Origin of the sequence: Pseudomonas sp. KU26590, assembly GCF_026153515.1 — a bacterium.
GTDB lineage: Bacteria > Pseudomonadota > Gammaproteobacteria > Pseudomonadales > Pseudomonadaceae > Aquipseudomonas.
On record NZ_CP110644.1, the window covers coordinates 1,622,928 to 1,649,854 of the forward strand.

Annotated in this window: 15 protein-coding genes, 1 tRNA gene and 3 pseudogenes; 2 read left to right on the plus strand and 17 right to left on the minus strand. The window is 59.7% G+C overall.

The features are described from left to right. Positions 1-124: 124 nt before the first annotated feature. From OKW98_RS07350 to OKW98_RS07360, 3 genes are read right to left on the minus strand one after another with little or no spacing between them, the layout of a single operon-like run. Positions 125-2,560, minus strand: coding sequence for an alpha/beta fold hydrolase (locus OKW98_RS07350; protein ID WP_265388584.1), 2,436 nt, complete (start codon positions 2,558-2,560; stop codon positions 125-127). A gap of 9 nt (positions 2,561-2,569) precedes the next feature. Beyond that, positions 2,570-4,012 carry a TIGR01777 family oxidoreductase gene (locus tag OKW98_RS07355; RefSeq protein ID WP_265388585.1) on the minus strand — a complete coding sequence of 481 codons (1,443 nt, stop codon included), beginning with the start codon at positions 4,010-4,012 and terminating at the stop codon, positions 2,570-2,572. Beyond that, positions 4,005-4,493: a cell division protein gene (locus OKW98_RS07360; protein ID WP_265388586.1), complete on the minus strand. Its 489-nt coding sequence runs from the start codon at positions 4,491-4,493 to the stop codon at positions 4,005-4,007. The genes OKW98_RS07355 and OKW98_RS07360 overlap by 8 nt, the downstream gene beginning before the upstream one ends. Before the next feature lie 347 nt (positions 4,494-4,840). Between OKW98_RS07360 and OKW98_RS07365 the strand changes: the two are divergent. Next, positions 4,841-5,077 (plus strand): annotated as a pseudogene (locus OKW98_RS07365) (transposase domain-containing protein); the annotation flags it as partial. A gap of 64 nt (positions 5,078-5,141) precedes the next feature. Here the strand turns inward: OKW98_RS07365 and OKW98_RS07370 are convergent. The 6 genes and pseudogenes from OKW98_RS07370 to OKW98_RS07395 form a co-directional block, all read right to left on the minus strand. Next, positions 5,142-6,341 (minus strand): annotated as a pseudogene (locus OKW98_RS07370) (phospholipase); the annotation flags it as partial. Between the two features lie 176 nt (positions 6,342-6,517). Beyond that, positions 6,518-7,540 (minus strand): DUF6396 domain-containing protein, encoded by a 1,023-nt coding sequence (locus OKW98_RS07375; RefSeq protein WP_265388587.1) that lies wholly within the window; start codon positions 7,538-7,540, stop codon positions 6,518-6,520. Between the two features lie 171 nt (positions 7,541-7,711). Further along, the gene (locus tag OKW98_RS07380) at positions 7,712-8,767 is read right to left on the minus strand and encodes a sel1 repeat family protein (protein ID WP_265388588.1); all 1,056 of its coding nucleotides are present in this window, start codon (positions 8,765-8,767) and stop codon (positions 7,712-7,714) included. A 137-nt stretch (positions 8,768-8,904) separates the two neighbouring features. Next, positions 8,905-9,960, minus strand: coding sequence for a sel1 repeat family protein (locus OKW98_RS07385; RefSeq protein WP_265388589.1), 1,056 nt, complete (start codon positions 9,958-9,960; stop codon positions 8,905-8,907). After that, positions 9,960-11,831, minus strand: a complete 1,872-nt coding sequence (locus OKW98_RS07390) for a phospholipase D-like domain-containing protein (protein ID WP_265388590.1) — start codon at positions 11,829-11,831, stop codon at positions 9,960-9,962. Before OKW98_RS07390 ends, OKW98_RS07385 begins: the two co-directional genes overlap by 1 nt. A gap of 158 nt (positions 11,832-11,989) precedes the next feature. After that, complete coding sequence (locus tag OKW98_RS07395) at positions 11,990-14,890, minus strand: type VI secretion system Vgr family protein (RefSeq protein WP_265388591.1); 2,901 nt, start codon at positions 14,888-14,890, stop codon at positions 11,990-11,992. Positions 14,891-15,329: 439 nt separating this feature from the next. Between OKW98_RS07395 and OKW98_RS07400 the strand changes: the two are divergent. After that, positions 15,330-15,733 (plus strand): annotated as a pseudogene (locus OKW98_RS07400) (transposase); the annotation flags it as partial. 226 nt (positions 15,734-15,959) lie between these two features. On the opposite strand, the gene OKW98_RS07405 reads toward OKW98_RS07400, so the two are convergent. The 8 genes from OKW98_RS07405 to OKW98_RS07440 form a co-directional block, all read right to left on the minus strand. Then, positions 15,960-16,033: transfer RNA gene (locus tag OKW98_RS07405), tRNA-Gly, on the minus strand. Positions 16,034-16,217: 184 nt separating this feature from the next. Continuing rightward, positions 16,218-17,102, minus strand: a complete 885-nt coding sequence (locus tag OKW98_RS07410; RefSeq protein ID WP_265388592.1) for an alpha/beta fold hydrolase — start codon at positions 17,100-17,102, stop codon at positions 16,218-16,220. Between the two features lie 83 nt (positions 17,103-17,185). After that, on the minus strand, positions 17,186-17,878 hold the full coding sequence (locus OKW98_RS07415) for a pseudouridine synthase (RefSeq protein WP_265388593.1): 693 nt from the start codon (positions 17,876-17,878) through the stop codon (positions 17,186-17,188). Then, the gene (locus tag OKW98_RS07420; RefSeq protein ID WP_265388594.1) at positions 17,868-18,086 is read right to left on the minus strand and encodes a cysteine-rich CWC family protein; all 219 of its coding nucleotides are present in this window, start codon (positions 18,084-18,086) and stop codon (positions 17,868-17,870) included. The genes OKW98_RS07415 and OKW98_RS07420 overlap by 11 nt, the downstream gene beginning before the upstream one ends. Before the next feature lie 163 nt (positions 18,087-18,249). After that, a complete protein-coding gene (locus OKW98_RS07425) occupies positions 18,250-21,642 on the minus strand; it encodes a dermonecrotic toxin domain-containing protein (protein ID WP_265388595.1) in 3,393 nt (1,130 codons plus the stop codon). Between the two features lie 142 nt (positions 21,643-21,784). Continuing rightward, positions 21,785-25,423 carry an urea carboxylase gene (gene uca, locus OKW98_RS07430; RefSeq protein ID WP_265388596.1) on the minus strand — a complete coding sequence of 1,213 codons (3,639 nt, stop codon included), beginning with the start codon at positions 25,421-25,423 and terminating at the stop codon, positions 21,785-21,787. A gap of 144 nt (positions 25,424-25,567) precedes the next feature. Next, entirely contained in the window at positions 25,568-26,191 is a 624-nt protein-coding gene (locus tag OKW98_RS07435; RefSeq protein WP_265388597.1) for an urea amidolyase associated protein UAAP2, read from the minus strand. Positions 26,192-26,201: 10 nt separating this feature from the next. Continuing rightward, positions 26,202-26,927 carry an urea amidolyase associated protein UAAP1 gene (locus tag OKW98_RS07440; protein ID WP_265388598.1) on the minus strand — a complete coding sequence of 242 codons (726 nt, stop codon included), beginning with the start codon at positions 26,925-26,927 and terminating at the stop codon, positions 26,202-26,204.

Here is a 26,927-nt window from a genome sequence, read left to right on the forward strand (position 1 = left end):
GGAACTCCAACACACCTTCCTGACACCGTCGCTTGAGGCGATGGTGTCCACCTAAATTAAGTGGACACCAGTTTTAGCCTTTTTAAGCGGACGCCCATGCCACAAGAACGTTAGCGTTCACCCCCTACTTCACCAACGTCAACTCACCATCGCGATACAGCACCTCACACCCTAACCACGCCACATCTACTTGAGGCAGTATCGCTGAAGGTTTGCGCAACTCGCGCAACAACGTCGAGCCGTGGGACAAGCGCCCGCCCATCCGCGCAATCACCGCCCGCGCCGCTTGGTAGTGTGCATGTCGCCCCGGATCGAGGGTGTCTTCGAGTAAAATGTCGTCGCCCAGAACCCCTTGCACCTGCCCCGGATAAATCATGAAACCGGTGGCTTGTTCGGTGCCTTCGCGACCGTCCTGCCAGAAGCTGCCGTCGCGGCTACGAATGTCTGGATGAGGCGCAAACCAATGCGCTCGATCCGCCATCGGCATGGCGTGGTGCAGGCGAAAAAAGATCCGCATCAGGTTGTCGCGATACCATTCGCGCACTTGCAGGTAGTAACCACGCAGGCCCGGCAAGCCGGTCGAATGGGCTAAGCGGATAAACCCCGGCCATTGGGGGAAGGCCTGTAATGGCAGATCCGTTGGGGCCGGGCGCGGCGTGGCCGGATCGGTTTCCCAGGGCAGTCGATGCGGGCTGTTTTCAAGATCGTCATAAGCCGTCGGCGGCCGGCCCAGCAGGTCGCCGCCGCTGCTGGCCAGTGAGGTGGCGATGCACAAGTTGCCTTGCACCACGAACACATAAAACCAGGTGAACCAGTCGGCCAGTTGTTGGCCGTCAGCGCCTTGGGCGATCAGCTCGGACAGTTCTTCGTCGAAACGGCGCAAGCGCTTTTCTAATGTCAGCAAATGCCCGCGCGCGATACGCTGCATACGCAGGAACAACGGCAACGAGCGCAGCATTCGCAGCGGTCGCCAAGGCAGATGCGGGGTCGCGCCGCCGACTTCACCGGCGTAGCTGCTGGCAGAGATCCCCCAGTCGGCCAATCGGGCGAGAAACAGATCATTGTTGATGTACGACGCGCCGCCAAACACAGCGGTGAACGGCTCGTTATCCTGCAACACCCGCGAATCCCAACGCGCCATGATCGCCGGAATACTCGCCGCCGCACGTCGCTGGGCGTACTCCACGAAAACGCTCGGTTGTGGTGGCAGGATTTCGGCGATGTTGGCGGCCGTCAGGTGACGACGCCAACCGTAGTCGCTGATCGGCCGGTATTGCAACAGCCACAGCTTCGTACCGTCCCAGGCCCATTCAACGTCGCCAGGCACGTAGTGAAAGACCCGCAAAACGTCTTGTAGAAAGCGCCACAACAGGTCAGCGGTCAAGCCGAGTGAAGGCTTGAAGGTGTCGCTGCTCCAGGAGGCGCCGAGGCGGGAAATGATTGCGCGCTCGGGACTCACCTGACCATCGGCCAGTGACTCAAGATGCCCTTCCACCCATTCCAGTTCCACCGACAGGTGACGCACGAAAGCGATGCCGGACAGCTGCGGTGTGATGAAACGCTGCACCACCACTTCTTCAACACCCGCGGCGCTCAATTCGGTAATACGAGCCGGCACGTTCGAAGTCGATTCGCGCAGGAACGTAGTGCTCAAACCCGCATTCGCCGCATCGGCCTGATCCTCGCCGTAACTGGAGGAACGCACCGCCCACGTGGCGCCCGGTTGGCTGGCGAGGAACGCCGGCAAGCGTGAATCATCGCAGTCATTGAGTGACAGCGCTGGCGGCACCGCTTGCCCGGCCAACTCGGCCAGACGCAACCGACCACCCTTGGTGTGAGCGACGAATCCGCACTCACCCGACTCCAGCCACTCAGCGAACTCGGCCGGCGAGTCGATCCATGGGTAATGCCCCCAACCGGTTTTCAGGCTGATAGTCAGATCAGCGCGAGCCAGAATCGCCGACCAAGCGGCAGCCTGCTCGATGCCCAGCACATTGTCCTGATCGCCCCAGACCAACTCGACCGGATCGGTGATCCACTCCAGCAATGGCAACGCGGTGTCCGCCCGCACCAGGTCCCAGTGCGGCACAAATGCGCGGCAGCGTGCATAGCCGGCGCCCATGCGCTGGTACTGCGCGGGCGTCCAGGTCTGGTTGGAAAACTTGTGCGCAAACAGCACGGACTTGTTCGACAGTAGCCAGTGAATGGTTTTGCGAATGGGCAGCGGCGACATCAATGCCGGCAGCCGTCGTTGCCACAAAAACGCCCCCACCGGCGCCAACAAAACACTGCGGCAAAAGTGCCCCGGCTGACGTTGTAGCGCATGCAACACCAGCAACGCATTCACCCCGACCGCCATGATCGCGCTGCCTTTGACGGTCGCCGTCACCAGGGCCTGAGCGTAGGCGGCAAGGTCTTCGCACGGGGCTTGAGGATTATTGCCGAAGCCTGGTAGTTCCAGTGGTACCACCTGATAGCGCTCAAAGTGCGGCAACGCGTCATCCCACCAATCGGCGGCACCACCGTTGCCGGCCAGCAGGTACATCAGGGGCTTGCTCATGGGTTGTCCTCAGGCTAGATCGCGCAGGGCAGCGTCGAGGGTCGGGTAACGGAACGTGTAACCCGCCTCGGTCAGACGGCTGGGCACTACGCGCTGACCGTCGAAGAACAACTGCGCCATTTCGCCGGCCAGTGCGCGTACCGGCGTGGCCGGAATGTGGAACCACACCGGGCGCTTCAAGACTTTACCGACACGCTCGGCGAACACCGCCTGACTGACCGCGTCCGGCGCCACCAGGTTGTAGATGCCGCTCAGGTTGTCGTCGGCGAATGCGCGGGCGATCACTTGAATCACATCATCGCGGTGCACCCAACTCATGATCTGTTGGCCATCGCCCATCCGCCCGCCAAACCCCAGGCGGAACGGAATCAGCAACGGCAACAACGCGCCGCCGGGGCCGAACACCACCCCCAGACGCAGCACCACCTGACGCACGCCGAATTCGATGGCCGGTTGCGCGGCGGCTTCCCATTTTGCGCACAACTCAGCCATGAATCCGTCACCCTTGCTGGCGCGTTCATCAAGACTTTCGCTAGCATCGCGCACGCCGTAAAAACCAATGGCCGAGGCCTGAACCCAAAGCGCCGGTTTACGCCGGACGTTCTTCAGCCAGCTGATCAATGTTTCAGTGGTGTTGACCCGACTGGCGATCAGTTGCGCCTGGCGCTTGGCACTCCAGCGTGGCCCCGCCACCGGCGCACCGGCCAAATTGATCACCACGTCGAAGGTTTCGTTGTAGCCCAGTTTGCTCAGCGAACGCAGGCACCGGGCGCGGCCATCAAACAGGTACGCCGCTTTCAGCGGATCGCGAGCCAGCACGCTGACGGTGTGACCGGCGTCGAGCAATTGATTGACCAGCACTTCACCGATAAACCCGGTGCCACCGGTCACCAGCACGCGCTTATAAGCGCCGCCCGCGAACGGGTTCGACGGCTTGCCTTCGCTCTGCATGCGCAGCGCCGCCAATCCATCGCGAATGCCCGAGGCCGTCACGCCGACAGCGAACAACGTCAGCAACCAGCCGCGCCAGCCGAAATCGATCGCGCTCAGGCCCGTCGGCAGACTCGCCCACTGCGCCAGTTGCACCCCGTACAAAGCAAAAAACGCCCCGCCATTCACCGCCAACACGGTGTGCATGATCCGCTCGATGGCCGGCAGTTTGCGGCTGCGATCCTCGACCACGAAATCCCACAGAGTCAGGCCGATCTCCAGTGCGAACAGCAACGCAATCACAATCGCCCACGTGCCCTGAAACGCCAGATGCGCCATGCCCAGAAACAGAATCCCGTAGAAACACGACCGCAGCGCGTGGATCGACAACTCCAGCCGAGCGCTGTGCCGATAAGGCAACGCGACAGTGAGTTCGTGGTGATAGAGGGTATCCAGCGCCCCGAGAATGGCTTGGGCAATAAGCAGCGCGACCGCCCAATCCAGGAGAGAAAAATCAGACATGGTTGGCGTCACTCGGCGTGTTGTTTGAAGGGGCGGTGCGGCGGTCATGGCGATAGAGCCAGAACAGCGGCGGCAGCAGGGTGAGCAGCGCGAGGCTGTCGAACCACAGGTGTGACCAGACACGAGCCTGGGCGGAGACCCACATGTCTTGCGGCGCCCACAGCACGATGCCGGCGATTAACCAGCCCCAGGCCATGGGACTTCTCAGTCGATGGCCGATGCGCACGAGGGCGAGCATGTAGAGGGAGTAGCTTTGCAGCGTGGCGCCGAATAAGGCGACCCACCAGACTTGTTGGGCGCGGGCGGCGATGGGTACGGCGTCGGTTGCCCAGAAAGCTTGTTCGATGGTTTGTAGGAAACCGTCGAGTAATCCCGAATGGCCGGCCCAGGTCAGCGCGAGGCTGACTAGTAGATGCACTAGGGCCGCGGCGTACAACCAAAGCACTAGTGCAGAGCGAAGGGCGTTTGATGGGGCTGGCATACCGTTTCCTAAGTGTAAGGGCTTGCGATCGAAAACAGCCGTGCTCGCAATCAACGCGATTTTCGACTCAGATTAACTGCGACTGACGCTACCCGTGATCTCACATTAATCGGGTCGGTTCCAGCTGGGGGCGAAATGGCACCCTATACGGTCAGCTCGCAGCAGAAGGACACAAGGACTGCATGATCGGCTATTGGTTGCTGGAGTACCGCTGTGATGCGATGTTCATTCTCAAGTAATGTGGGTTCACTCTCACCTATTGTGAGCCGGAGCGGCTCGATATTCTCAGCTAATGTGGTCCCGAATCGAGCGATGTAATTGGGTCGAGCCGCCGATGTTATCGAACCGCTACACCTATCGACAATAATCCAGTCGAAAACCAGATCAGGCCGTGGGCACTTGGACGCTCGAACTGGCTGTTTGCCGGGTCGCTTCGCAGCGGCATGCGAGCGGCGGCGATCATGAGTCTGATCCAGCCGGCACGCATGAATGGGCATGATCCGTACGCTTATCTCAAATACGTGCTGACGCGGCTGCCGACGCAGCGAGCGAGTGAGATCGACCAACTGCTGCCGCATCAGTAGGTATCTGCCTGAGTCATGCAAGGTGACTTCGGCGGACGCTTACTGAAGATCTTTATTTTGATCCCAGCTTTCTCTGCCCGGCCCGGTCGTTCGGTCCATCTGGCCGAGGTCTGACCGGGGCTTCACTTTTCATCTCCTTGATCAGCGGCAGCTTGGCGATGGCCGGAATGGTTTCTGCCCGACCCAGGCTGGCGAGCATTTCCTGGGTCTTGGCCGTGCCCATGCCGACCCCGTCCTTGGTGTCATTGGTGACGACAAAAAGATAAAGGGGCTCCTTGCGGCATGCTTTGAAGTATTTCCCTGCCAGTGTCTTTAGGTGATCGGCCAGCGGCGGCCAGCGGAAGTACTGGTTCTCGATATAGATGAACTGGGTGACGTTGTTGGCAGCCACCATGTAACCGCTCTGGATGTCTCGAACGGGTTTTTCATGGTCGCCCACGTCATCCTTGTGCTTGCGGTTGGTTTTGTGCTGGCCCACCTGAGCCTGGGTGCGCAACACTTGCATCATCAACCGCGTGCCGTTCTGGAACTGGAGACGATTGGAGGTCGGATCGCAATCGCGGCAGGCGAGCAGGTCCTCGCCGGTTTCCTTGCGCCAGGCGATGGCGAAGTTCTGGTGCACATCGTGGAGGATCGGCCCGGACACCATGCATGAGATGTCCTGGCGTGGCGTAGAGCCGCGCGAGCCTAGATAGGGCGCAGGCTTGGTACCTTCTTCACGGTTCAGTGCCGAGTGTTGATCGGTGTCCCAATATTCGTCCAGCGAATTGTGACCCATGACAAAGCCGACCGAGCTGGGTAGTTCATAGTCGACCAGTACACTTTTCTGGTGGTGCGAGGCGCTGGCGCTCAGGACGAGTTGCATGCCCACGCTGATATTGGGATCGAGCGCTTCATACTTCACCCAGTGCTTAATCTCTAACCTTTCATTGGCGCTGAAGCCACGACTCACGAACACGGGGGATTTACCATTGACTCGCTCAGCCGCCTTGCCATCGGATACCGCGTATTCAGAGAACCATTCGCGGTCGTACTTGAACTGATCCTTGGTCGAGCTTTGCATGGCTCGAGAATTCAGTCGAAGCGAGCCCTTGCCCGGCAGGTTGCCTTCGCCTGCCATGCCTGCGGAGTTGAAGGGCATTTCCCAGCCCAGTATGCGCACCTTCACACCGTTGGCAGCCTTGATCCTGAGCAGTTCGCCAATGCAGGGGTGGGATCCGTCGCGGATGAAATACATGGAAGGCTGAAAGCCCAAGCAGATAAGTGACCGATTTTCCAAGTCACTGTTGTTGCAGCAAGCAGTGCTTGCTGGAAATGAATCAAAGTCTGCATAACGTTATCCATGTGTTTGCATATCTGGCCGCCCTGCCTGAGCCAATGTCGGGTCCTTTTTCAATGTCTGCTGCAACGACGATAGCAGGCATTGGTGGCGTATAGAAATCAACTTTGTTCTAAAGGCAACCCTGTGACAGGATCCAAGTCTTTTTCCTTACTAAGTCGTTGCAGTAATGCATCGTCGGGCTTGTTGGGGACGGTTTTTGCTTCACGTTCTTTTTGCCATTGGAAGGTGCCATCCCATGAGGGAAGCTTGGCTGGTGGTAAAGGAGCAATAACATCTAAATCTGGAACTTTTGCTCCCAGTGCTTCATTTGTTTTTAGAAACTTATGAACGGCGTCATATCGCTTCGATCTTTCCTCGTCCGCTTCCAAGTTCATATAAAACAAGCTATCTGGTGAAGAGGTTTCTTTGAATGCCTCACTTAGCATCTTTGATGAAACTGTATTTCCCGATCTCGTAGCCTGCTGATAAGCGTCAACAGCATCTTTATATTTTTTCCCTGTACGCAGATAAGCCGCTAGCTCTCTAGCTGATTGCGCATGGCCTTGATAGGCAGCACAGCGCAGCATTTCCTCCATGACGCCTGCTCCACCTTTGATACGTCCTAGTAACGTAGCGACGTAGTACTGAGCGTCAGGGCTACCTAAGTCAGCTGCTTTTCGAAAATATGCATTTGATTTTTCTTGATCTTGCTCAACGCCATAGCCAGATTCAAGGTAATGGCCCATATCGTAGTAAGCACTTGGAACACCCAGGGTCATAAATTTTTCTACCAGTGCTATGACCTCTTTTTGCCCACTGGGAGAGCTTGCCAGGCCTTGTGTAATCAGCATTTGTAAGTTGGTTGCAGCTTTGTAGTGCTCATGAGCAGCTGCAATTCGATAGTAGCGAGCTGCTTCACTGAAATCACCCGGGCTTTCTCTTTTTTGAAGAAATAAGCCGTATTTGTAGAGCGCATCTGCGTCTTGGCTAACCGAGGGGGGCATGTCAGCTTCGTGATGACATTCAAATGTGACGTTGTTCTGTAAAGCACGCTCCCCGGAGATTACGGAAGACAATTCGATTTTGTCGGCCATTGCTATGGCAGGCAGAGTGGCCAGCAATAAATAGATCAGGGTGCGCATAGCGTTATCCATATTAGTGGTGTTAGGCGATGCACCCGCTGTGCAAACTTCTTGTTCTGAAAGAGCGAACGCATAATCTGGGTTCCATGCCGAGAAGAGGGGGCAAACGGATTTGCATGCACTGATCACTGCTGGCACATGCAAAACCTTGTCTGCCACTTGAAGCTGTCATCAGTCTTCCTTGCTGTATACCGGAGAGCCTGGCAAGGGCTTGCCTGTTTTAGGGTCAAGCATGATGGCCTTGGCCAATTGCTCGATCAGCGCTTCGGAAGGCTTGGGCGGCGGGATGTTGGCTTCACGCTCTTCAACCCATTTTAGCTTGCCATCCCAGGCTGGGAGCTTGGCTGGCGGCAAGGGGACGATTTCGTTGATTTCGGGGACGCTTGGGTTGGCGTAGGACCAGTTGCCTAGTAATTTGCTGATTCTTTTGTAACGTTCAGCACGTTCTTGGTCTTTCTGCTGTTCAAGATAGTACATGCGATTGTCTGGCCTGGGATCACTAAAACTTTTACTCAAAGAAGCCGCTGAAAATTCGTCACCCGCTGCAACGCCCAACTGGAGAGCCTCAAGAGCAGCTCGATAGCTCTTACTTAATTTTTGATCTACACCTAAAGCTCTAGCTGCTTCTCCGTTGCCCTGCTCAGCCGCGCAGCTACGCATTTTGCGAGCAATCTCAAGAGCAGTATTGGCGGCCTCAAGCTTGTCAGCTACATAGCTTTGTGCTTGCGCACTTCCCTTATCCGCTGCTTTACGAAAGTAACGCAGGGACATATCTTCATCCTGCTGCAGCCCAGCCGCGCCCTTTTGAAGATAGATGGCGATCATGTAATACCCCCAAGCCACATGCGCATCTATCAGCTGTTGGCTAAGTCGTAATCTTTCCCCTCCAGTGAGCTTGAACTGGCCGCGCATTGCACCGTTCTGCAGGTTGACGTTGGCCTTGTAGTGATTGTTTTCAGCTGCAATGCGATACAGCCTTCCGATCTCGACGTCGACCGCTTCATCCTGCTGAATCTGATTGTTTTTCTGCAGCCAGCGGGCGTACTGGAACAGTACGTCCGTTTCCGCCGAAGGGGCCGGTATTTTCTCGTGTGCGCAGGTAAATGCCAGCTTGGCGTTGACTTCGCTCAACTGACTCAGGGGCGCGTCCTTCGTCCGTGAGGTAAGGTCATTGCCGGAGCTGCAGGCGGCCAACAGCAGGCTTGAAAGCAACAAAGTCAGGCGCATCAGTCATGGTCCGTCATAGTAGCGTCGCGATAATAAGGTTCAACGAGAGCGTGTCGGGTTTGAGTTTGGGCAGAGATTTGCATGCGCAGACCACTCTCGGCACATGCAAAACCCCCGCTCGGCAAATGGATCTGTGATCAGTCTTCCTTGTTGTAAACGGGAGAGCCCGGCAATGGCTTACCTGTTTTAGGATCAAGCACCATGGCCTTGGCCAGTTGCTCGATCAGCGCTTCGGAGGGCTTGGGCGGCGGGATGTTGGCTTCACGTTCTTCAACCCATTTCAACTTGCCATCCCAGGCCGGGAGTTTGGTTGGTGGCAGGGGAACGATTTCGTTGATTTCTGGGACGCTTGGGTTGGCGTAGGATAAGTTACCCAATACCTTGCCAATTTGCTTGTAACGTTGCGCTCGTTCAAGGTCCTCTGTCTGGCCTATATAATACAAGCGATCATCTGACTTAGGGCCGCGAAAACCATTCTCTAAAAAAGACGCTGAGCTCTCGTCGCCTGCTGCGACTCCTAACTGAAAAGCTTCAAGAGCGGCCTGATATTGTTTAGCCGTTTTCAAATGTACACCTAATGCTCCGGCTGCTTTGCCGTTACCTTGCTCGGCAGCACAGCGACGCATTTGTCTTGCAATATCCGGTGCAATATCAGTAGGCGCGAGTTTTTCGGCAACGTATGCTTGCGCTTGCGCACTTCCCTCATCTGCCGCTTTGCGAAAGTAGCGCAGGGACATATCCTCGTCTTGTTGCAGACCCGCCGCGCCCTTTTGAAGATAGATGGCGATCATGTAATATCCCGAAGCCACATGTGCATCTATCAACTGCTGGCTAAGGCGTAGTCGTTCCCCACCCGTGAGCTTGAAATGGCCACGCATGGCGCCGTTCTGCAGATTGACGTTGGCCTTGTAATGGTTGTTTTCTGCCGCGATGCGATACAGTCTTCCGATCTCGATATCGACCGTTTCATCCTGCTGGATCTGATTGTTTTTCTGCAACCAACGGGCGTACTTGAACAGCACGTCCGTTTCTGCCGAAGGGGCCGGGATTTTCTCGTGTACGCAGGTAAATGCCAGCTTGGCGTTGACTTCGCTCAACTGATTCAAGGGAGTGTCCTTTGTCCGTAAAGTAATGGCGTTGCTGGAGCTGCAGGCAACCAACAGCAGGCTTGAGAGCAAAAGAGTCAGGCGCATCAGTCAAAGTCCGTCATAGATGTTTCGGTATAATAAAATTCGACTAGAGGGGCGACAGGCTTAAGCTTAAACTTGTCATTTCGAGATTCGTTGTTCTGCCTGATTATATTTTCCCAAGCTTTGAATGCTTCTTCAGGATCATCCTGCACCCCTTGCCCCTCCGTATGCAGATTCCACAACCGCCGCCGCAACGGCTGACTAAACTCTGGATGCTCGTGGCAGATGTTCAGTTCACTATCGACCATCATGCTTCGAGTGTTGATGTTGGCTGAGCCGTGTGTGGTGTAGACGTCATCGACGATCATCAGCTTGGAGTGGATATAAACCGGCATCCAGGGCTTGCCCGTCGGCGAGTCGATTGCGACCAATGAGCAAACATGAATCTTCAAGCCCGGCACTGTTTCCGGTCGTAGCTCGGTTTCTTCAATCTCCTTGGTTTTCCTGTCCATGTCCGCTTGCCATTCGTCCAGCTTTCTCTGCCCGGCCCGATCATTTGGGCCATCTGGCCTAGGTCTGACCGGGGCTTCACTTTTCATCTCCTTGATTAGTCGCAGCTTGGTGATGGCCGGGATGGTCTCTGCCCGGCCCAGGCTGGCGAGCATTTCCTGCGTCTTGGCCGTGCCCATGCCAACCCCGTCCTTCGTGTCATTGGTGACGACAAAGAGATAAAGGGGCTCCTTGCGGCCTGCTTTAAGGTATTTCCCTGCCAGTGTCTTGAGGTGATCAGCCAGCGGCGGCCAGCGGAAGTATTGGTTTTCGATATAGATGAACTGGGTGACGTTGTTGGCAGCCACCATGTAACCGCTCTGGATGTCTCGAACGGGTTTTTCATGGTCGCCCACGTCATCCTTGTGCTTGCGGTTGGTTTTGGGCTGGCCCACCTGAGCCTGGGTGCGCAACACTTGCATCATCAACCGCGTGCCGTTCTGGAACTGGAGACGATTGGAGGTCGGATCGCAATCGCGGCAGGCGAGCAGGTCCTCGCCGGTTTCCTTGCGCCAGGCAATGGCAAAGTTCTGGTGCACATCGTGGAGGATCGGCCCGGACAACATGCATGAGATGTCCTGGCGCGGCGTAGAGCCGCGCGAGCCTAGATAGGGCGCAGGCTTGGTACCTTCTTCACGGTTCAGTGCCGAGTGTTGATCGGTGTCCCAATACTCGTCCAGCGAATTGTGACCCATGACAAAGCCGACCGCGCTGGGCAGTTCATAGTCGACCAGTACACTTTTCTGGTGGTGCGAGGCGCTGGCGCTCAGGACGAGTTGCATGCCCACGCTGATATTGGGATCGAGCGCTTCATACTTCACCCAGTGCTTAATCTCTAACCTTTCATTGGCGCTGAAGCCACGACTCACGAACACGGGGGATTTACCATTGACTCGCTCAGCCGCCTTGCCATCGGACACCGCGTATTCAGAGAACCATTCGCGGTCGTACTTGAACTGATCCTTGGTCGAGCTTTGCATGGCTCGAGAATTCAGTCGAAGCGAGCCCTTGCCCGGCAGGTTGCCTTCGCCTGCCATGCCTGCGGAGTTGAAGGGCATTTCCCAGCCCAGTATGCGCACCTTCACACCGTTGGCAGCCTTGATCCTGAGCAGTTCGCCAATGCATGGGTGGGATCCGTCGCGGATGAAGTACATGGAAGGCTGAAAGCCCCAGCAGATGATTTCGACGGATTTCTCGGCTTTTGCAATGGCCTCAAAGACAGCCCTGAATGCTTCTTCGCCGTTGACCAGCGGTCTATAGGTGGCCGGAATCGGGCTGAATTCACTGTTCTCGACGAACCAGCGCTGGACAATCCTGGCGCTGTTGGTGTGCGAGAGTGCGACAGGCACTGTTATGTTGGAGAGGCTGGGGAGTGGCGATTCCATGGGAGTTCCGTTCCTTATAGGTTCTGACACGCTGGCTGACCGGGATGGCAAGCTGGATGGCTGACAGTTGATTGCACAAGCCATGGCCGTTCTGCACGGTCAACAGTAACCGTGCCGGTTGCAAACCTGTTCCTGGCTGGGCTAGGTGTCCCCATTGTTCACGTTTCCGATTCTGACTCTGGATTGTTCAGCGAGGTGTACAGGGCCCGGAACTTACTCTCAGTTCCTGCCCGAGCGTTCGTTGAACCCGTTTGGTTGCTATGGCGATGAAATCCGCTGTTGGCGAATTCGGCATTGCTTTGCTCGCCTTGGTACTGCCCGCCGACCGGAATGTCGTAACTCACGCCATTGGCCAGTTCGAGCGTGTATCTGCTGGTTGTGGGGTGGTGATCAATGCCAATTGCCCCGGTTTTATCCATGACGCCTTTTTGGACGACTGATGCCCCGTCACGCACTGTGTAAGGCATACCAGCCCACGCACTGGAGCTTCCGGCGTTGGTTTGCCCAGCATAAAAGGTAAGCGCTTGGGTTACAGAGGACTCGGGCCAGGCAGGGTGGTCACGATTAAGCTGGGCTGGCCCGCTAAAAGTCTTCTTCGCCCCTTTGACATCAATCGTCCCCGGCGCGTGAATTTCGATGTTGCCGTCCTTGATGCGGATGTAACCGCCACCGCTGGTAAGCAATATGCCGTCTTGTGCGGCGATTTCTATTCCGGCAGCGGTCGAGGTAATTTTTACCCCTTGCTGCGCGGTCAGCTCCATCGCATCGCTCTGCGCCTGTAGCTCGATCTTGCCCTTGGCTGCAAACAGCTTCGCCCCGGCATTCTGCGCGAACAGGCTGATGCTCTGCGCGACGCTGGCCAGCAGGGATTTGCCGCTGGCGATGTTGACGTCTTCACCGGTGCTCAGGGTCAGGTGCTTGCCGCTGTGCAGGTGGGTGCTTTTCGGCGTGGCGGTGGCGATATCGGCAGGGGACGAGGCGATCAGCAGAGGTTGCTGGTAGCCCGGTGTCTTGCCGCGTCCACCGCTGCGGATCGCCCAGGCGGTGTCGCCGCCGTTGCGTTGCTGCTCGCCGGGGCCCTGGCTCGGGGCGCCGTCATCGCTGCCGTAGGTCACGTCGGCATCGCTGTTGAGCTGGGTCAGGCTGTCCAGGCCTTCCTGCATGGGCAGGGCGTTGTGCTGTTGGGCGGTGTCGGACAGAGTCTTGACGCGCTGTTCGCTGTTTTTCAGTTGCTGTTGCGCTTCGCTGGCATCGATCTGTGCGCCCTGGGCGCCGCTGCGTTTCCAGGTGCTGAGGTACAAACCCTGCTGGGCGCGCAGGGCGCCGTAAGCATCGGTGCGCAGTTCAAACCCGGTACCGCGCAGGCCGCCGCGGTTGTTGCCGCGCTGGTCGATCAGGTAACCGAGGTTGAGCTGGGTATGGCCGTGACTGCTGTGGATCTGGGTGCGAACCTGGCCAGTGGAATCGTCCATCACCCACTGGTTGAAACCACCGCCGCCAACTTCCTTGCTCTTGTAACCGGCCATCAAACCGCTGGAGTGCCAGGCTGGCTTGTGGCCGCCGTAGACCTGGCCCATCACCAGTGGCCGATCAATGTCGTTATCCAGGAAGGTGATGACCACCTCTTCACCGGCACGCGGCACGTGCACACTGCCCCAGTCCGGTCCGCTGCTCTGCTGCATCATGCGCAGCCAGCAGGAACCCAGTTCGCCGTCTTGAGACAAGCGGTCCCAGTGGAAGCGTACGCAAATCCGGTTCAGGGTGTCGGTAAACACTTCATGGCCGCTGGGTGTGACGACCACAGCGGTCTGTTGGCCGAGGCTTTTAGGTTTGAAATGCTCCGACGGGCTGCGGAACGGCACGCTGTGCAACTGGCCTTCAAAACGATTGAGGAAGAAGCCGTGGCTGCCGACGCCCAAGGTGTCCGCTACCTTGTTTACGACGCCAAGCCCTGAAGGCTCAGGGCGCACCGATCTGAACAGCGCCGCCAGACTGCCCGGCACTTCGCGGCGTTCCTTGGCCAGCGGCAGGTTGCTCTCGGCGAAGATCTCGACTTCGATCAGCAGGAACTGACGCTCTTCAGCCGCCTTGCGCTCGTACAGCGGATGTTGGGTCAGCTCAAACCAGCGTCCGGCTTCCATTTGCCGCACGCCGCTCTGGCCCTGAATACGACGCGCCTGGGATTCACGCTGCTCGATCTGCACGCGGCTAAGCCATTCGCCACGGTCCTGCTTCTGCCAGCCGTATTGGCCTTGATACTCGTAACGCTCCAGCGCCTGTGGGGCCGAAGCGGCCTGCAAGGCGGGCATCACGGTTTCCCGTGGCTGGCCGTGGGCCAGGTAATCGACACTGCGCCAATGCAGCTTGCCGCTGAGCAACTGCGAGCCACTGCTCCACTGGGTAATGCCGTCCTGCTTTTCGGTGGCGTTCTGGGTGTGAAAGCGAATGCTCTGGGGCGCCAGCGCGGGCAGGGTATCGACGGTGTCGGTAAAGACGATGCAATGCTTGTCTGCCGTATGTTCGACGTACCAGAAAAGACCTTCCTGCTCACACCAGCGCTGCACGAAGTTGGCATCACTCTCATTGAACTGGGTGACGTAGGACAGCGGTGCGTATTCGCGGCGCAGGTCCAGGCGGTAATTGCCCTTGGCCTGTTCGTACAGTGAGAAAACGGCTTCCAGAATCGTCGGCAGATTCTTGTCCTGCCAGATGCGGCAATCCAGGCGGTATTCAAGCAGGCTGACCCACGGCGCGAAGACCAGTTGCCAGTCGTGCAGGCCACCGTCATTGCCCAGATAGCGCACGCTCTCGACCAGGCCATGACGCTGCGCGGGAGAACCGTCATCACAGAGGATCGCCAAGCTGACCGGCTGACCAATGAGTTTTTCAGGATCGTATTCGGTGTCCTGTACCACCACGTCGAGGGTGTAGCGGGGCACACGCCCGATGCGCTCGACCCCATGCACGCGCAGCGCCTGGAGCTGATGCTCGCCCAGCGGCGTGGTGAGTTGCAGCAAGCGTCCGCTCTGGCTGAGAGGGGTGCCAAAGGTCAGGTCCATTGTGTAACTCCTTTACTTGCGCAAACTGTACGTCCTGTCTTTCAAATGGCCATTTCGTGCGGCTAATTGAAAAAAACACAACGTTCAGCGTCGATCCTGTTTGCCGCCGATGCGTCAGCGCTGTTAGTTACCGAGTTCGGGAATCAGTTCCCGCAGTGACAGGAAATTCATGATCTTAAGTATCTTCGGCGCAACGCGCGCTGCGCCGGATGATAAGGCTACATTTCAGCACATTTCGCAACGAGTTCGTATCTTGCTTCAGGGGCCGTAATTATCGATGTCTGAACCGGTGATTAATAGCCTTGGTTGCTCGCCTGGCGGTGTGCTGCATTTCTGAAAATCTTGTGGGAGTTGAGCTACAGACACGCCTGGGGACATTCTGAAAAAGACTTCCTGATTTGGCAAAATCCCCGGACACCCATCGCCGAGCTTTTCGATGATGAAGCAAATGACCTTCGCCGATGCCGAGTACGCCGGTAAGCGCAAGCAAACCCGCAAAGAACTGTTCCTGATGAGATGGATCGGGTCGTGCCCTGGAAAGGTTTGATTGCCCTGAGCGAATCCCATTACCCGAAGGGCGAGGGCGGCCGCCCTGCCTATCCGTTGATGGCGATGCTGCAGGTTCACCTCATACAGAACTGGTTCGGTTACAGTGATCAGGCGATGGAAGAGGCGCTGTACGAAACGACGATCTTGCGCCAGTTTTCCGGTCTAAACCTGGAGCGAATTCCGGATGAAACCACCATCCTCAACTTCCGTCGCCTGCTGGAAAAACACGAGTTGGCCACGGGTATTCTCGGCGTGATCAATGGCTATCTGGGCGACCGTGGCTTGTCACTGCGGCCGTGTCTTTCGCGGAGTGAGTAAGGATCAGGCACGATTAAAAGGAGGCTGCAGGAGAGGGCGATCCATCTTCTTTACTCACCACATTCATGGGTGTTAAGTCGAGGTCGTGGATGCGTAGGAGGCAAGCCAGCTGACGGGGCCTGGGGGCACAGAAAGACTAGATGTCAACGCTCTAAGAAGGCTCGGAGGCCATGTGGTACGGGACTTTGAAGGGTGTGAGAGATGGAGCGGGTAGAGGGAATCGAACCCTCAACTAAAGCTTGGGAAGCTTTCGTTTTGCCACTAAACTATACCCGCTTTTAACTCGACGCCTTTGGCGCGGCTGACTTTGTACCAGATGCGGCGGGTTAATTGAAGCGTTATATGCCGCACCGATCAAATGCTGTGCGGCCGCCCCCTGATTCGCCGTCCAATGGCACTCATCAGGGGCTGCAACAGACCCTTTTCCTCCCGTCTGCTGCCCTTTCATCTCCCATTCCAATCACACCGCAAACGCCTGTTGCGACTGATCCGTTCTGTAGTGAACGCGCCGGGGTTCGGGCGCGGGCATCAGAAATCCGATCAGCGCATCTTTCGATGCCAGGCACGCCGCCTTGTTCTCCATGTCCAGAAAGTGCCCGGCATCCTGAATGGTGCTGAAGTGGCAGTCGCGGATGTAGTGGGCGAAGTGCCGGGCGTCGGCCGCCGAGGTGTACTCGTCCCACGCGCCGTTCATGAACAGCACCGGCACGTTGATGCGCTTGGCCGCTTTCATCTGAGGATGATTGCTCGCGTCCAGCACATGGTTGATGTGGTGGTGCATCTGCGCGTACTCGTGCAAGTCCAGGGAGCTGACGTGCTTGTGGTTGTAGCGCTTGAACAGCGAAGGCAGGTGTTTGCCCAGCGTGCTGTTGAGCAACTCCCCGACGCCGTGACGATTGTAAGTGCTGAAGTGTTGCCGGCCGCGCTCGAGGTAGTCGCGCAGCGGGTCGCTGATGACGGGCGAGAACGAGCTGATCACGGCCTTTTCGATGCGCTTGGGCCGGTGCGCCAGGGCGACCAACGCCGCCGCACCACCCCATGAGAACGACAGCAGCAGTTCGGCGTTGAAGTGGTCGATGAGCTCCAGAAGCAACTGACCTTCGAGCTCTTTGGTCAGGGGGCGTTCATGGGCATTGTGGGGTTTTGATTTACCGGCGTAAGGCGGGTCGTACAGCACGACGTTGAATTGCGGATGAAGGTTGCGCACGGTCTGAGCGAAGGAGGTGGTCGTGGCGAGCGAGCCGTTGACCAGAATGATGGTCTTCTCGGCGGCGTCTGCGCGATAGAGCTCCGTGTAAACCCGGAACTGGCCTTGTATGTCCAGCACAGCGATTTCTGGCTTCATCTCCATGTCTCCTGACGAAAAAACGGGGTGCGCGTAGACACGTTGCACGCGTTTCGTGACAGGTAGGCAATTGGGCGCAGGTTTCAGATCAACGCGATTTCGTCGGCACTCAGGGCTCTGTACTGTCCGGGCGCCAGCGCGGGGTCGAGCACCAGTGGCCCCATGCGCTCGCGATGCAGCCGGGTCACCTTGTTGTCGAAGTGGCCGAACATGCGTTTGACCTGGTGGTAACGCCCTTCGACGATGCTCAACCGGGCGCGATGACTGGCAAGAATCGTCAGCTCGGCGGGCTGTGTCGTCAGGTCCTCGAACGCGAAATAAAACCCTTCAGCGAATTTCTCGCTGTAATGCGCGCCGATCTCGTCTTCGGTTTCGACGTCATAGACCTTCGCCAGCTTGGTGGTCGGTTGCGTCAGGCGGCGCGACCACTGGCCATCATTGGTGATGAGCAGCAGCCCGGAGGTGTTGAAATCCAGGCGGCCGGCGATGTGCAGATCCTCCTTGTCGGGTTCATCCAGCAGGTCGAGCACGGTGGGGTGCTGCGGATCGACGGTTGCACTGACGCAGCCCTGGGGCTTGTGCAGCATGAAATACCGGGCGGGTTTGCCGAGCTGAAGGACTTCGTCGTCGATCCGCACCTGACTGAATTCGCGCACCTCATGCAGCGGGTCTTTTACCGGCAACCCGTCGACCTGCACGCGGCCTGCGATCAGCACCAGGCGCACGTCTTTGCGGCTGAAGTGCGGCAGGTTGCTGAGGAAACGGTCAAGACGCATCGTGACGCTTCGCCTCAACGCCTGCGCACTGCGGGCAAAGACACGCTTGCCCACGCACTGCTTCGGGCAACGCTGCCAATACCGCAGGATCAATGGCGACGGTAAAACACCAGCACGCTTGATCCACTGTGCGCGGATCAGCCAGGGTGCAGCGGTTACTGGCGCCGCACACGGGGCAGGTGCTCGTGTCGATGATGTGAGTGTCCATGTAAGGCACGGCCTCTGGGTGTTGCTGATGATCGATGCAGTGACCGGCGCCGAACAGCGCCTTCGTCGCGCGTAGGATCAGGGTTTAAGCGGGTTTCTTATGTCGCCAATGCTAGCGCGCGGCCCTGTCCCGCGCCATCAGCATGTGATCTCGGCCAACGCGCCTAAGGGGTGATCGGCGAAGGGCCCTGCGGTGCGACAAAAGAGGGTGCGCGCCCCAGCATCGAACCCACCGCAGGACAACGACAATGCACCAGCAGGATCTTGTCGTAATGAATGCCCTGCCGATTCAGTTCCCCGAACAGGTCCTGCAGGGTCGGGTTGGCCATGCCAAACCGGTTGCGCACGGTCAGCACATCCATGGGCGTTGCAGGGAGCGGGCTCGGTAACGGAGGTTGGTGACTGTTGCGCACGATCTGGCTGATGTCCCGATAACTCTCATAGTGTTCGCTCTGAAATTTCGCCAGGGTGTAGTTCTTGATGCGCCCCGGTAACGAGGTGCCGGCCATTAGCGTTTCTCGCGCAAGCAGGTCCGGAGAGGGGCCGACACCCGGACCGGGCACCGGCCGGGCAGTGGTCAGCACGGCATACGGTCGCACCGACTGGCTGGCAATCCGGTGCAGCATCGGGTCAACCAGCTCGTGACCGTGAGGGGCGTAAGTTCGCAGTTCGGTGCCGTTGGGAATGGCCGTGGTGCGCGTCCATGGCAAGTAGTAGCCGTGGCTGCTGACGACCAGCGTGCGCGCCTGGGTGCGGTCCGATGTCCACAGCAGAAACTTGCGTCCGAGCTTCCACACCTGAACCGCTGAGGTACCGAATTCGGCGTTGCCTGCCACGCTCCACGTCTTCATCAGGCCTGCCCCTTTGAAGAATGGCTTGAGCAGCGTCTTGCGTGGGTGGGTCGCCCTGCGCAGCCAGTCGCTAAAGCCACGGACCGGCGGCGCAGCGTGCGCGCGGGTCAGCCCACGGCTCAGCGCTGCGGCGGGCGCGGTGAGTTTGTTGAACGCCTGCAACAGGCGTGGGGTGGCCGGTGCCATGTGCAACAGCCCCAGGGACAGAATGGCGAACAACGCCTGCCGACGTTCTTGCTGACGATCGCCCGGGAGATTCGCCGCTTGGACATTCAACGCAACGCTGGCCGCGCTGGCGGTCAACGCGGCGAGGGAGGCGGCCGGCAACACCAGGGCCATCGGTGCCAACAGCAGTTGCAGGCGATTGAGGTGTTGAATCCAGACGCCGAGTGCCTGCTCGCGGTCGGTCACGATGCTGTCCTCGGCGTCGTACCGGCTGTTAAGACGCAGGCCCTCACAGATGAATGCCATGGGCGAGCCGGACACTTGATGCTCGCACAGCTGATGCTGCCGGGCCGCATGGGTGTCCGGGTTGTACAGCGGCTCGGTCCAGGGACGCAGGATCGATACCGGCTCGGCCGGCGCACGAACGCCGCCCCACAGGTCGAGGATGTAGCCGAGCCTGGCGTGAAAGCGGCGCGGCATGTAGTTGAGCGCGGTCTCGCGCCATGCAGGGTCGGCGGCTGCGGCAGCCAGGTGGTCGATGAGCTGCTGACGATCGCTGAATGGCACGAATGGCGTGGACTGCCCGGCCTGATAGAGCACGCCGCCTTCGCGATTTTTATGACTCATCATCATCAATCCGACGCAGGGAGGGCAGTCAGCGCTCAGTGGCAGGCCGTTGCCCGCGTAAAAGCCCACAGCGCTCCAGCGGATGCCTGCTGTCACGGAGCGCGGCATTTCCGGCAGATGACCCCGTTGAACCTGCTCCACGGCATCGGTGACCGTCCCGAAACTCTCCACGCAAAGATCACCGCTCTTCAGGGCCAGTAGCGCCTGGCTGACGAACGTCGACCAGAGCGAGCGCTTGATGTCGGCGCGTTGCTGCTGCCAGAACGGGTCGAGTCGGCGCTGCATGAGCCCGAGAAAGTCGATGCCCTGAATGTACGTCTCGACGCTGGCCGCGCTGATATTCAACTCCGCCCCGGGCGACCACGTCCCTTGGCCGCTCGGGTCTGCGTAGACGACCCAGCGACCGCCTTCATCATCGTACCCCTGAGGCTGAAGTGCCCTGAACCGGCTCACCAGTGCCTGACTCAGCGTGACGGGCGTTTCATCCGGCGTGACGATGACGTTCGCCGCGGCAATCCGCGGCTGACCCCAAGGCGTCCTCGACGTGCCGGGCAGGTAGCGAACGAACACCCGCTGCGGGTCTGTGATCAGCGTGTGGGTTTGCTTCAACGGGACCCGATTGAGCCGGGGAGACATCTGCCTGAGCCACTGACCCATGAGCCGGTTTGCAACCCCGAGGGGCGTAGGGATTCGCGCCAGCAACGGCTCGTGGTGCTGCCAGTGATCGAGGGCGCTGACCAATGCCATCGCGGGTTCGATGGGCATCAGTGCTGCATGGTCGTCGTCGATGAGTGCCTCGGGCGATTCAACCGCGTCGCTGCCGGTCAGTCGTGCCGCCCAGAGCCGTTGCTGGGCCACACGCAGTTGAGTGAACACGTCGTCTGGAGGATCCGCCAGCGTGAGGGTGGTTTGCGCGCCATCGAGTGAGAGATTCAACCGATGCCAGGCCGATGCGTTGATCGCCTCCAGCACCTTGTCCGCCTTCCAGGGCGCGTCATCGCTGATGTACTCATGGCAGTGAGGCGCGCTGCCCAGCACATGGACATAGCAATGCCCCGTGGTGTTGGATCGGACATGGAAGATACCGGGGATGATCTCGCCGTTCAGCGCCAGTCCGCGCACCTCCGAGCGTCCCGATGGCCTGAGATGCTGCAAGTCCTGAAGGGTTTGCGGAAAACCCTTGAGCCCCAGCACATCGAGTGCCAGCAGATGGCCCTCGTTATCGATGCGCTTGCGCGAATGCAAACGGGTCAGGCCCTCGAGAAACGCCAGCTTGGTGAGCATCTCCCATGTGTCACCGTGCTGCTCCCAGAACTGACGCTGCACCTGCTCATATTCCAGCGTCCATCGGGCTTCGATGAGCAGCTCGAAAAACACCGAGACGGTCAGGGAGGGCGTCGAGGCCGACAGCGGGCGATCAGCCTCGGCGCAGCGTTGAAGGGCGAGGAGTCCGGGCGGGTTCAGCGTCTCCCGACCCAGCTCGCGCAGCGTCATGCGCCGCTCGAAACGCTCCCGACCGTTGGTTTCCACAGCTGGCTCCAGCGCGGTGCTCACGCGAAGGTGCAGCTCATCGATGTCGATTGCCGCGCCAAACCTGGCCCGCAACGTCTCCTCCAGCCTCTGGTCCAGATGGCACACGACCGAGGGCGGAAGCGCCAGATCGATTTGCCAGGCCTTCAGCACCCAGACCGATCCGTACAACAATTCGGCGACCGGGCTGAGCGCGTGGCGCATCAAGCGTTTGTGGTTGAGCGTGTGAGGTTCGGCGGGCGCGACGGCGGCGTGCTCCAGGGGTTCTGCCGGGCGCACGCGTTCCGCGAACGGCGAAACGCTGAAAGCGCTGCCATGGGGGAGGCTGTCGTTGGAGGTCAGATCAAGGCTGCTCCCGGGAGGGGAGCTGCTGCTGTCGTTCATGGAAAATCGCGCCACGTGGAAAGGTGCCCACTATGGCGCGATGCCGGGTTGCAATGGCGGTATCTATGTATTGCGTATGCCACCGTGTTTTAGGCCTGGGGGGAGGCTGCAAGCGGTGAGCCGCAAGCGGCAACAGTGCCAGTCAGCCAACGTCTAGCACCACCACCCGTTGCCCGGCGCGCACCGCTGAGCCGGGTTGCACGCGGACGTCGCTGACCACACCGGCGTGGGGCGCCAGCAGCGGAATCTCCATCTTCATCGACTCCAGGATCACCAGGGTTTCGCCTGCTTCGACGTGCTGACCGACGCTGACCTGCACCTGCCATAGATTGCCGGCAATGTGGCTGTCGATGCTGGTCTGCCCGTCTTGCAGCGGGGCTTCTTCGGTGGATTCGGCCACCGCTTCGTCGCTTTCAAACGAGGCCTGGCCGTTGGCAATCCAGCGCTCGCGTTCGGCGTTGAAGGCGTTCTGCTGCTGACTGCGGAATGCCGCGATGCTCTGCGCTTCATCGGCGAGAAAGGCCTGATAGTCCGTCAGATTGAGCGTGCTGTGCTCGATCTGCAGCGGGTATCGTCCGAGGGGGAAATCCCGGCGAATGGTCAGCAGCTCGGCGGCGCTGACCGGATAAAAACGGATCTGGTCGAAAAACCGCAGCAGCCACGGTTTGCCATCAAACGCAGCCACGGCGCGGTAGCGGTTCCACATCTGCAGCGTGCGGCCCACGAACTGATAACCGCCGGGGCCTTCCATGCCGTAGACGCACATGTACGCGCCGCCGATGCCGACGCAGTTCTCAGCGGTCCAGGTGCGCGCCGGGTTGTATTTGGTGGTGACCAGCCGGTGTCGGGGATCCAGCGGCGTGGCGACCGGCGCACCGAGGTAGACATCGCCCAGCCCCATCACCAGGTAGCTGGCGTCGAAAACGGTGCGGTGCACTTCGTCGAGGTTCGGCAGGTCGTTGATGCGGCGGATGAATTCCAGATTGCTCGGGCACCAGGGCGCGTCCTTGCGCACGGTGGTCATGTATTTGTCGATGGCCAGTTGGCAGGCCGGATCGTCCCAGGACAGGGGCAGATGGACGATGCGCGAAGGCACCTCCAGGTTCTTGCTGGCGCAGACGGCGTCCCACTCCCCGGCGACCACATCGAGCAGGGTGTTCAACGGCAGTTGCTCAGGCTGGTAATGCACCTGCAGCGAACGAATGCCGGGTGTCAGGTCAATTACGCCGGTGAGCTGCTTGCTTTCCAGCGCCTGCATCAGCGCATGGCCGCGGAAGCGCAGCACCAGGTCCAGTTCCGGCGCGCCGATCTCCAGCAACAGATGGGTGTCGCCAGAAAGCCGGGCGACGAGGCGGGTGTCGTCCTTGCCGATGTCGAGCACCACCGGCGATGTCAACGCTAGACCCTGCAGGAGCGCGCTTGCCCGCGAATGCAATGGCTCAGGCGCAAGACATTCATCGGATGTACCTTCTTCTTCGCGGGCAAGCGCGCTCCTACAAAACGCCTCTCGGGCTGCTTCGACACTCACCGGATAAAACCGCACCTTATCCCCGGCCTTGAGCTGCCCCAGCTGCCACAGATCCGCCTCGATGATCGTCACCGGGCAGACAAACCCGCCCAGGCTTGGCCCGTCCGGCCCGAGGATCACCGGCATGTCCCCGGTGAAATCCACCGCGCCGATGGCGTACGGATTGTCATGAATGTTCGACGGGTGCAGGCCCGCTTCGCCGCCGTCGGCGCGCACCCATTCCGGCTTCGGCCCGATCAGGCGAACGCCGGTGCGGCTGGAGTTGAAATGCACCTCCCAATCAGTGGCGAAGAAGGTCTCGATATAGCGCTCGGTGAAGTATTCCGGGGCGCCGTGGGGGCCGTAGATCACCCGAATGTCTCGCACTGCCGGCAGCTCAGCGATCTGCGCTGGCGCCAACTGTTCCCCTGCGCTGCGATCAACCAGCGGCGCGACATGTAACACGTCCCCCGCACGCAACGCCCGTCCGCCGTGGCCGCCAAACTGGCCCAGGGTGAACGTGCTCTTGCTGCCCAGATAATCCGGCACGTCCAGCCCGCCCCGCACGCACAGATAACCGCGCGCACCGGCGCCCGCGATCGTGCCGAGCACCAACGTCGATCCTGCAGACACGAGCAACGATTGATTCATCGGCTGCGCGTCGCCATCCAGCGTCAGCGGAATGACCGCGCCCGTCACGGCAATCACAGCATCGGTGTTGAAGCGCAGCGTCGGCCCGGTCATGGTGATTTCCAGCGCGGCGCAGCCTTCAGCGTTACCCACCAGACCATTGCCCAGGCGCAACGAACGGCTGTCCATCGGCCCGGACGGCGGCACGCCCACCGCCCAATACCCCAGACGCGCCGGGTAATCCTGAACGCTGGTCTGGGTGCCGCCGCTCAGCACCTCGAATGTGTCGGCGCGATAGCTCAGCCCTTCAAGGCACCGGGTCCATGGCTGACCGCTGGCAAAGGGCACGTCCGCGATGATCTGCCGCAAGTAGTCGCGATTGGTCTCGATGCCGTAAAGCCGGGTTTCGCTCAGGGCCATGGCCAGACCGTCGCTGGCCGACGCCCTGTCCGGTGCCCAACTGATGACCTTGGCGATCATCGGGTCGAAGAACGGCGGAATCTCACACCCGGCCTCGACCCACGTGTCGATGCGCAGGTGTTTACCGTCGGCGGCGGGGAAGTGCACCGAGGTCAGCAAGCCCGGGCTCGGCTGGAAATCCCGGCCCGGGTCTTCGGCGTACAAACGCGCCTGGATCGCATGGCCGACAGGCTGTAAACCCGCGCGCAATTCAACGAGCGGCGGCAGATCGCCGGCCGCAAGCTGAATCATCCAGCTCACCAGGTCCACGCCCCAGACCTGCTCGGTCACGCCGTGCTCGACCTGCAAGCGAGTGTTCACTTCCAGAAAGTAGAAGCGCTGATCGTCGCTGTCGAAGACGAACTCCACGGTGCCGGCGCTGCGGTAGTTAACCGCTTTCGCCAGCTTGATTGCCGCAGCGCACAGCTCATCGGCCATGCCGGCGGGCAGGTTCGGCGCTGGGGTTTCTTCGAGGACTTTCTGATTGCGACGCTGCACCGAACAGTCGCGCACGCCCAAGGCGATCACCTCGCCATAACCATCGCCGAACACCTGAACCTCAAGATGGCGGGCGCGCTGGATGTACTTTTCGATGAACACGCCGGCGTCGCTGAAGTTGTTCTGGCCCAGTCGTTTGACGGCCTCGAACGACTCGCTCAATTCGCTGGCGCTGCGGCACACGCGCATGCCGATGCCGCCGCCGCCCGCCGTGCTTTTCAGCATGACCGGGTAGCCAATGGATTCTGCAGCGGTCAAGGCGTCTTCAAGGCTGTCCAGCAGTTCGGTGCCTTCGAGCATCGGCACGCCATGCTGTTTGGCCAGCGCGCGGGCGGTGTGCTTGAGGCCGAAGACCCGCAGATGCTCAGGCGTCGGGCCGACGAAGGCGATGCCGGCGTCTTCACAGGCTTGGGCGAACGCGGCGTTCTCCGACAAGAAGCCGTAACCCGGATGGATTGCTTTGGCGCCGGTGGCTTTGGCGATAGCCAGAATCTTGTCCACCGCCAGGTACGTACCGGCTGCGCCACCTTCGCCCAGGCTGTGGGCTTCATCGGCTTGCAGAATGTGCAGGCTGGCAGCGTCCGCTTCGGCGTACACCGCGACACCGCCGACCTGCAGGTCGCGAAGGGTACGCAGGATGCGGCAGGCAATGGCGCCGCGGTTGGCAATCAGCAGTTTGTCGAACATGGCATAGACCCCGGGGACCGATAGCGATCAACCCCACACTGGGTAGCGGGCCGTCCCGCTGTGGTACGCGTTGCACGAAGGCCGTCCCTCGCGCCGAAGCCTTGAAGTCTTGAAGTCTTGAAGCCTTGAAATCGTGGTCAGCGGTCAGTCCCAGACGAGCAGTTCAGCCGGGGTCGGGTTGTAGCCGTTGCACGGGTTGTTCAGCTGCGGGCAATTGGAAATCAGCACGATCACGTCCATTTCGGCGCGCAGTTCGACGTACTTGCCGGCACCGGAAATGCCGTCCTCGAACGTCAGGCCGCCGTCGGCTGTGACCGGCACGTTCATGAAGAAGTTGATGTTCGGGCTGATGTCGCGCTTGCCCAGCCGGCCGTCATGGATGCAGGCGCGCAGGTAGCTGTCGCGGCAACTGTGCATGTGTTTTTTATCCAGCGCGTAACGCACGGTATTGCTCTCTTGGGCGCAGGCGCCGCCGAGGGTGTCGTGGCGTCCGCAGGTGTCTTCGACGATGGTCAGCATCGGCTTGCCCAGGTTCGAATACAGGACGCTGCCCTTGCTCAGGTAAACGTTGTTTTGTCGGCGCAACGTGCGTTGCACGTCATAGCGTTCGCGGGGGTTGGCGAGGCTGTAGAACAGCGTGTCTACCGCCTGATTGCCTTCGAGATCGAGCAGGCGCAGGGTTTGCCCGGCCTTGAGCTCGGTAAGGGAGGGCTCGCCTGCCGGGATATGGGTGATGGACACGGGGGCAGAGGTCATGGTGCTGGTCATACTGGCCTCCTCAGGCGAACAGTCGATCGGTGTTGATGAAGCCGCGCACGTTTTCTTCGCGGGACGTGCGGCAGTGTTCGGCGACGCTGGGGTCGGCCTTCATCCAGCTCAACTGGACCGGCTGCGGCGCGTACTCGGGGTTGGGGTCCATCGGGTGTTGCAGGGCGGTCATGACCACCAGCGTGTCCATCGGCGCGTACAACTCGATGCTGTCGCCCGCTTTGGAATTGCCCGGGACGAAAGCCAGCGTGCCGTGAGCATCGACGTTGACGCGGCTGAACAGATTCAGCGTCATCAACAGGTCGGACAAACCCAGGCCCCACTTGCCCATTTCCACCAGCAAGTTGTCGGCGCCATTTCGGAAGAAGCCGTTGCGCAGTTCCTGATAGCGGCCCTGGCCGTATTTCTCGGTGACCTCTTCGGCGCACAGCACGCCGCCGATGCTGTCGCTCCAGCCGCAGGTGTCGGCGGTGATCGCCGCCAGTACGCGGCCCATGTCCGAGTACAGGCAGTGACCAGTGGTGAGCTTGGCGGTGTGTTGGCACTTGAGGCTGTCGGGCAGGTTCAGGCGCTCGGTTTTTTCGTGGGCGTTGAACAGCGTCAGGCTGACGTTGGCGTTGCCGTTCAGATCGGTCAGGCGCAGCAGTTCGCCACGTTTGAGCACGAACGACAGGTGGCCGCCGCCGGGCAGCAGCTCTTCGGCGAACACGGGAAACAGCGTGGTTGAATCAGTCAT

Coding starts and splice junctions, on each gene's coding strand:
- OKW98_RS07390 (WP_265388590.1), bottom strand. CDS start 11,831: ATGGAATCGCCACTCCCCAGCCTCTCCAACATAACAGTGCCTGTCGCA.
- OKW98_RS07435 (WP_265388597.1), bottom strand. CDS start 26,191: ATGACCAGCACCATGACCTCTGCCCCCGTGTCCATCACCCATATCCCG.
- OKW98_RS07380 (WP_265388588.1), bottom strand. CDS start 8,767: ATGCGCCTGACTTTGTTGCTTTCAAGCCTGCTGTTGGCCGCCTGCAGC.
- OKW98_RS07350 (WP_265388584.1), bottom strand. CDS start 2,560: ATGAGCAAGCCCCTGATGTACCTGCTGGCCGGCAACGGTGGTGCCGCC.
- OKW98_RS07440 (WP_265388598.1), bottom strand. CDS start 26,927: ATGACTGATTCAACCACGCTGTTTCCCGTGTTCGCCGAAGAGCTGCTG.
- OKW98_RS07360 (WP_265388586.1), bottom strand. CDS start 4,493: ATGCCAGCCCCATCAAACGCCCTTCGCTCTGCACTAGTGCTTTGGTTG.
- OKW98_RS07410 (WP_265388592.1), bottom strand. CDS start 17,102: ATGAAGCCAGAAATCGCTGTGCTGGACATACAAGGCCAGTTCCGGGTT.
- OKW98_RS07425 (WP_265388595.1), bottom strand. CDS start 21,642: ATGAACGACAGCAGCAGCTCCCCTCCCGGGAGCAGCCTTGATCTGACC.
- OKW98_RS07420 (WP_265388594.1), bottom strand. CDS start 18,086: ATGGACACTCACATCATCGACACGAGCACCTGCCCCGTGTGCGGCGCC.
- OKW98_RS07375 (WP_265388587.1), bottom strand. CDS start 7,540: ATGCGCACCCTGATCTATTTATTGCTGGCCACTCTGCCTGCCATAGCA.
- OKW98_RS07415 (WP_265388593.1), bottom strand. CDS start 17,878: ATGCGTCTTGACCGTTTCCTCAGCAACCTGCCGCACTTCAGCCGCAAA.
- OKW98_RS07355 (WP_265388585.1), bottom strand. CDS start 4,012: ATGTCTGATTTTTCTCTCCTGGATTGGGCGGTCGCGCTGCTTATTGCC.
- OKW98_RS07385 (WP_265388589.1), bottom strand. CDS start 9,960: ATGCGCCTGACTCTTTTGCTCTCAAGCCTGCTGTTGGTTGCCTGCAGC.
- OKW98_RS07395 (WP_265388591.1), bottom strand. CDS start 14,890: ATGGACCTGACCTTTGGCACCCCTCTCAGCCAGAGCGGACGCTTGCTG.
- uca (WP_265388596.1), bottom strand. CDS start 25,423: ATGTTCGACAAACTGCTGATTGCCAACCGCGGCGCCATTGCCTGCCGC.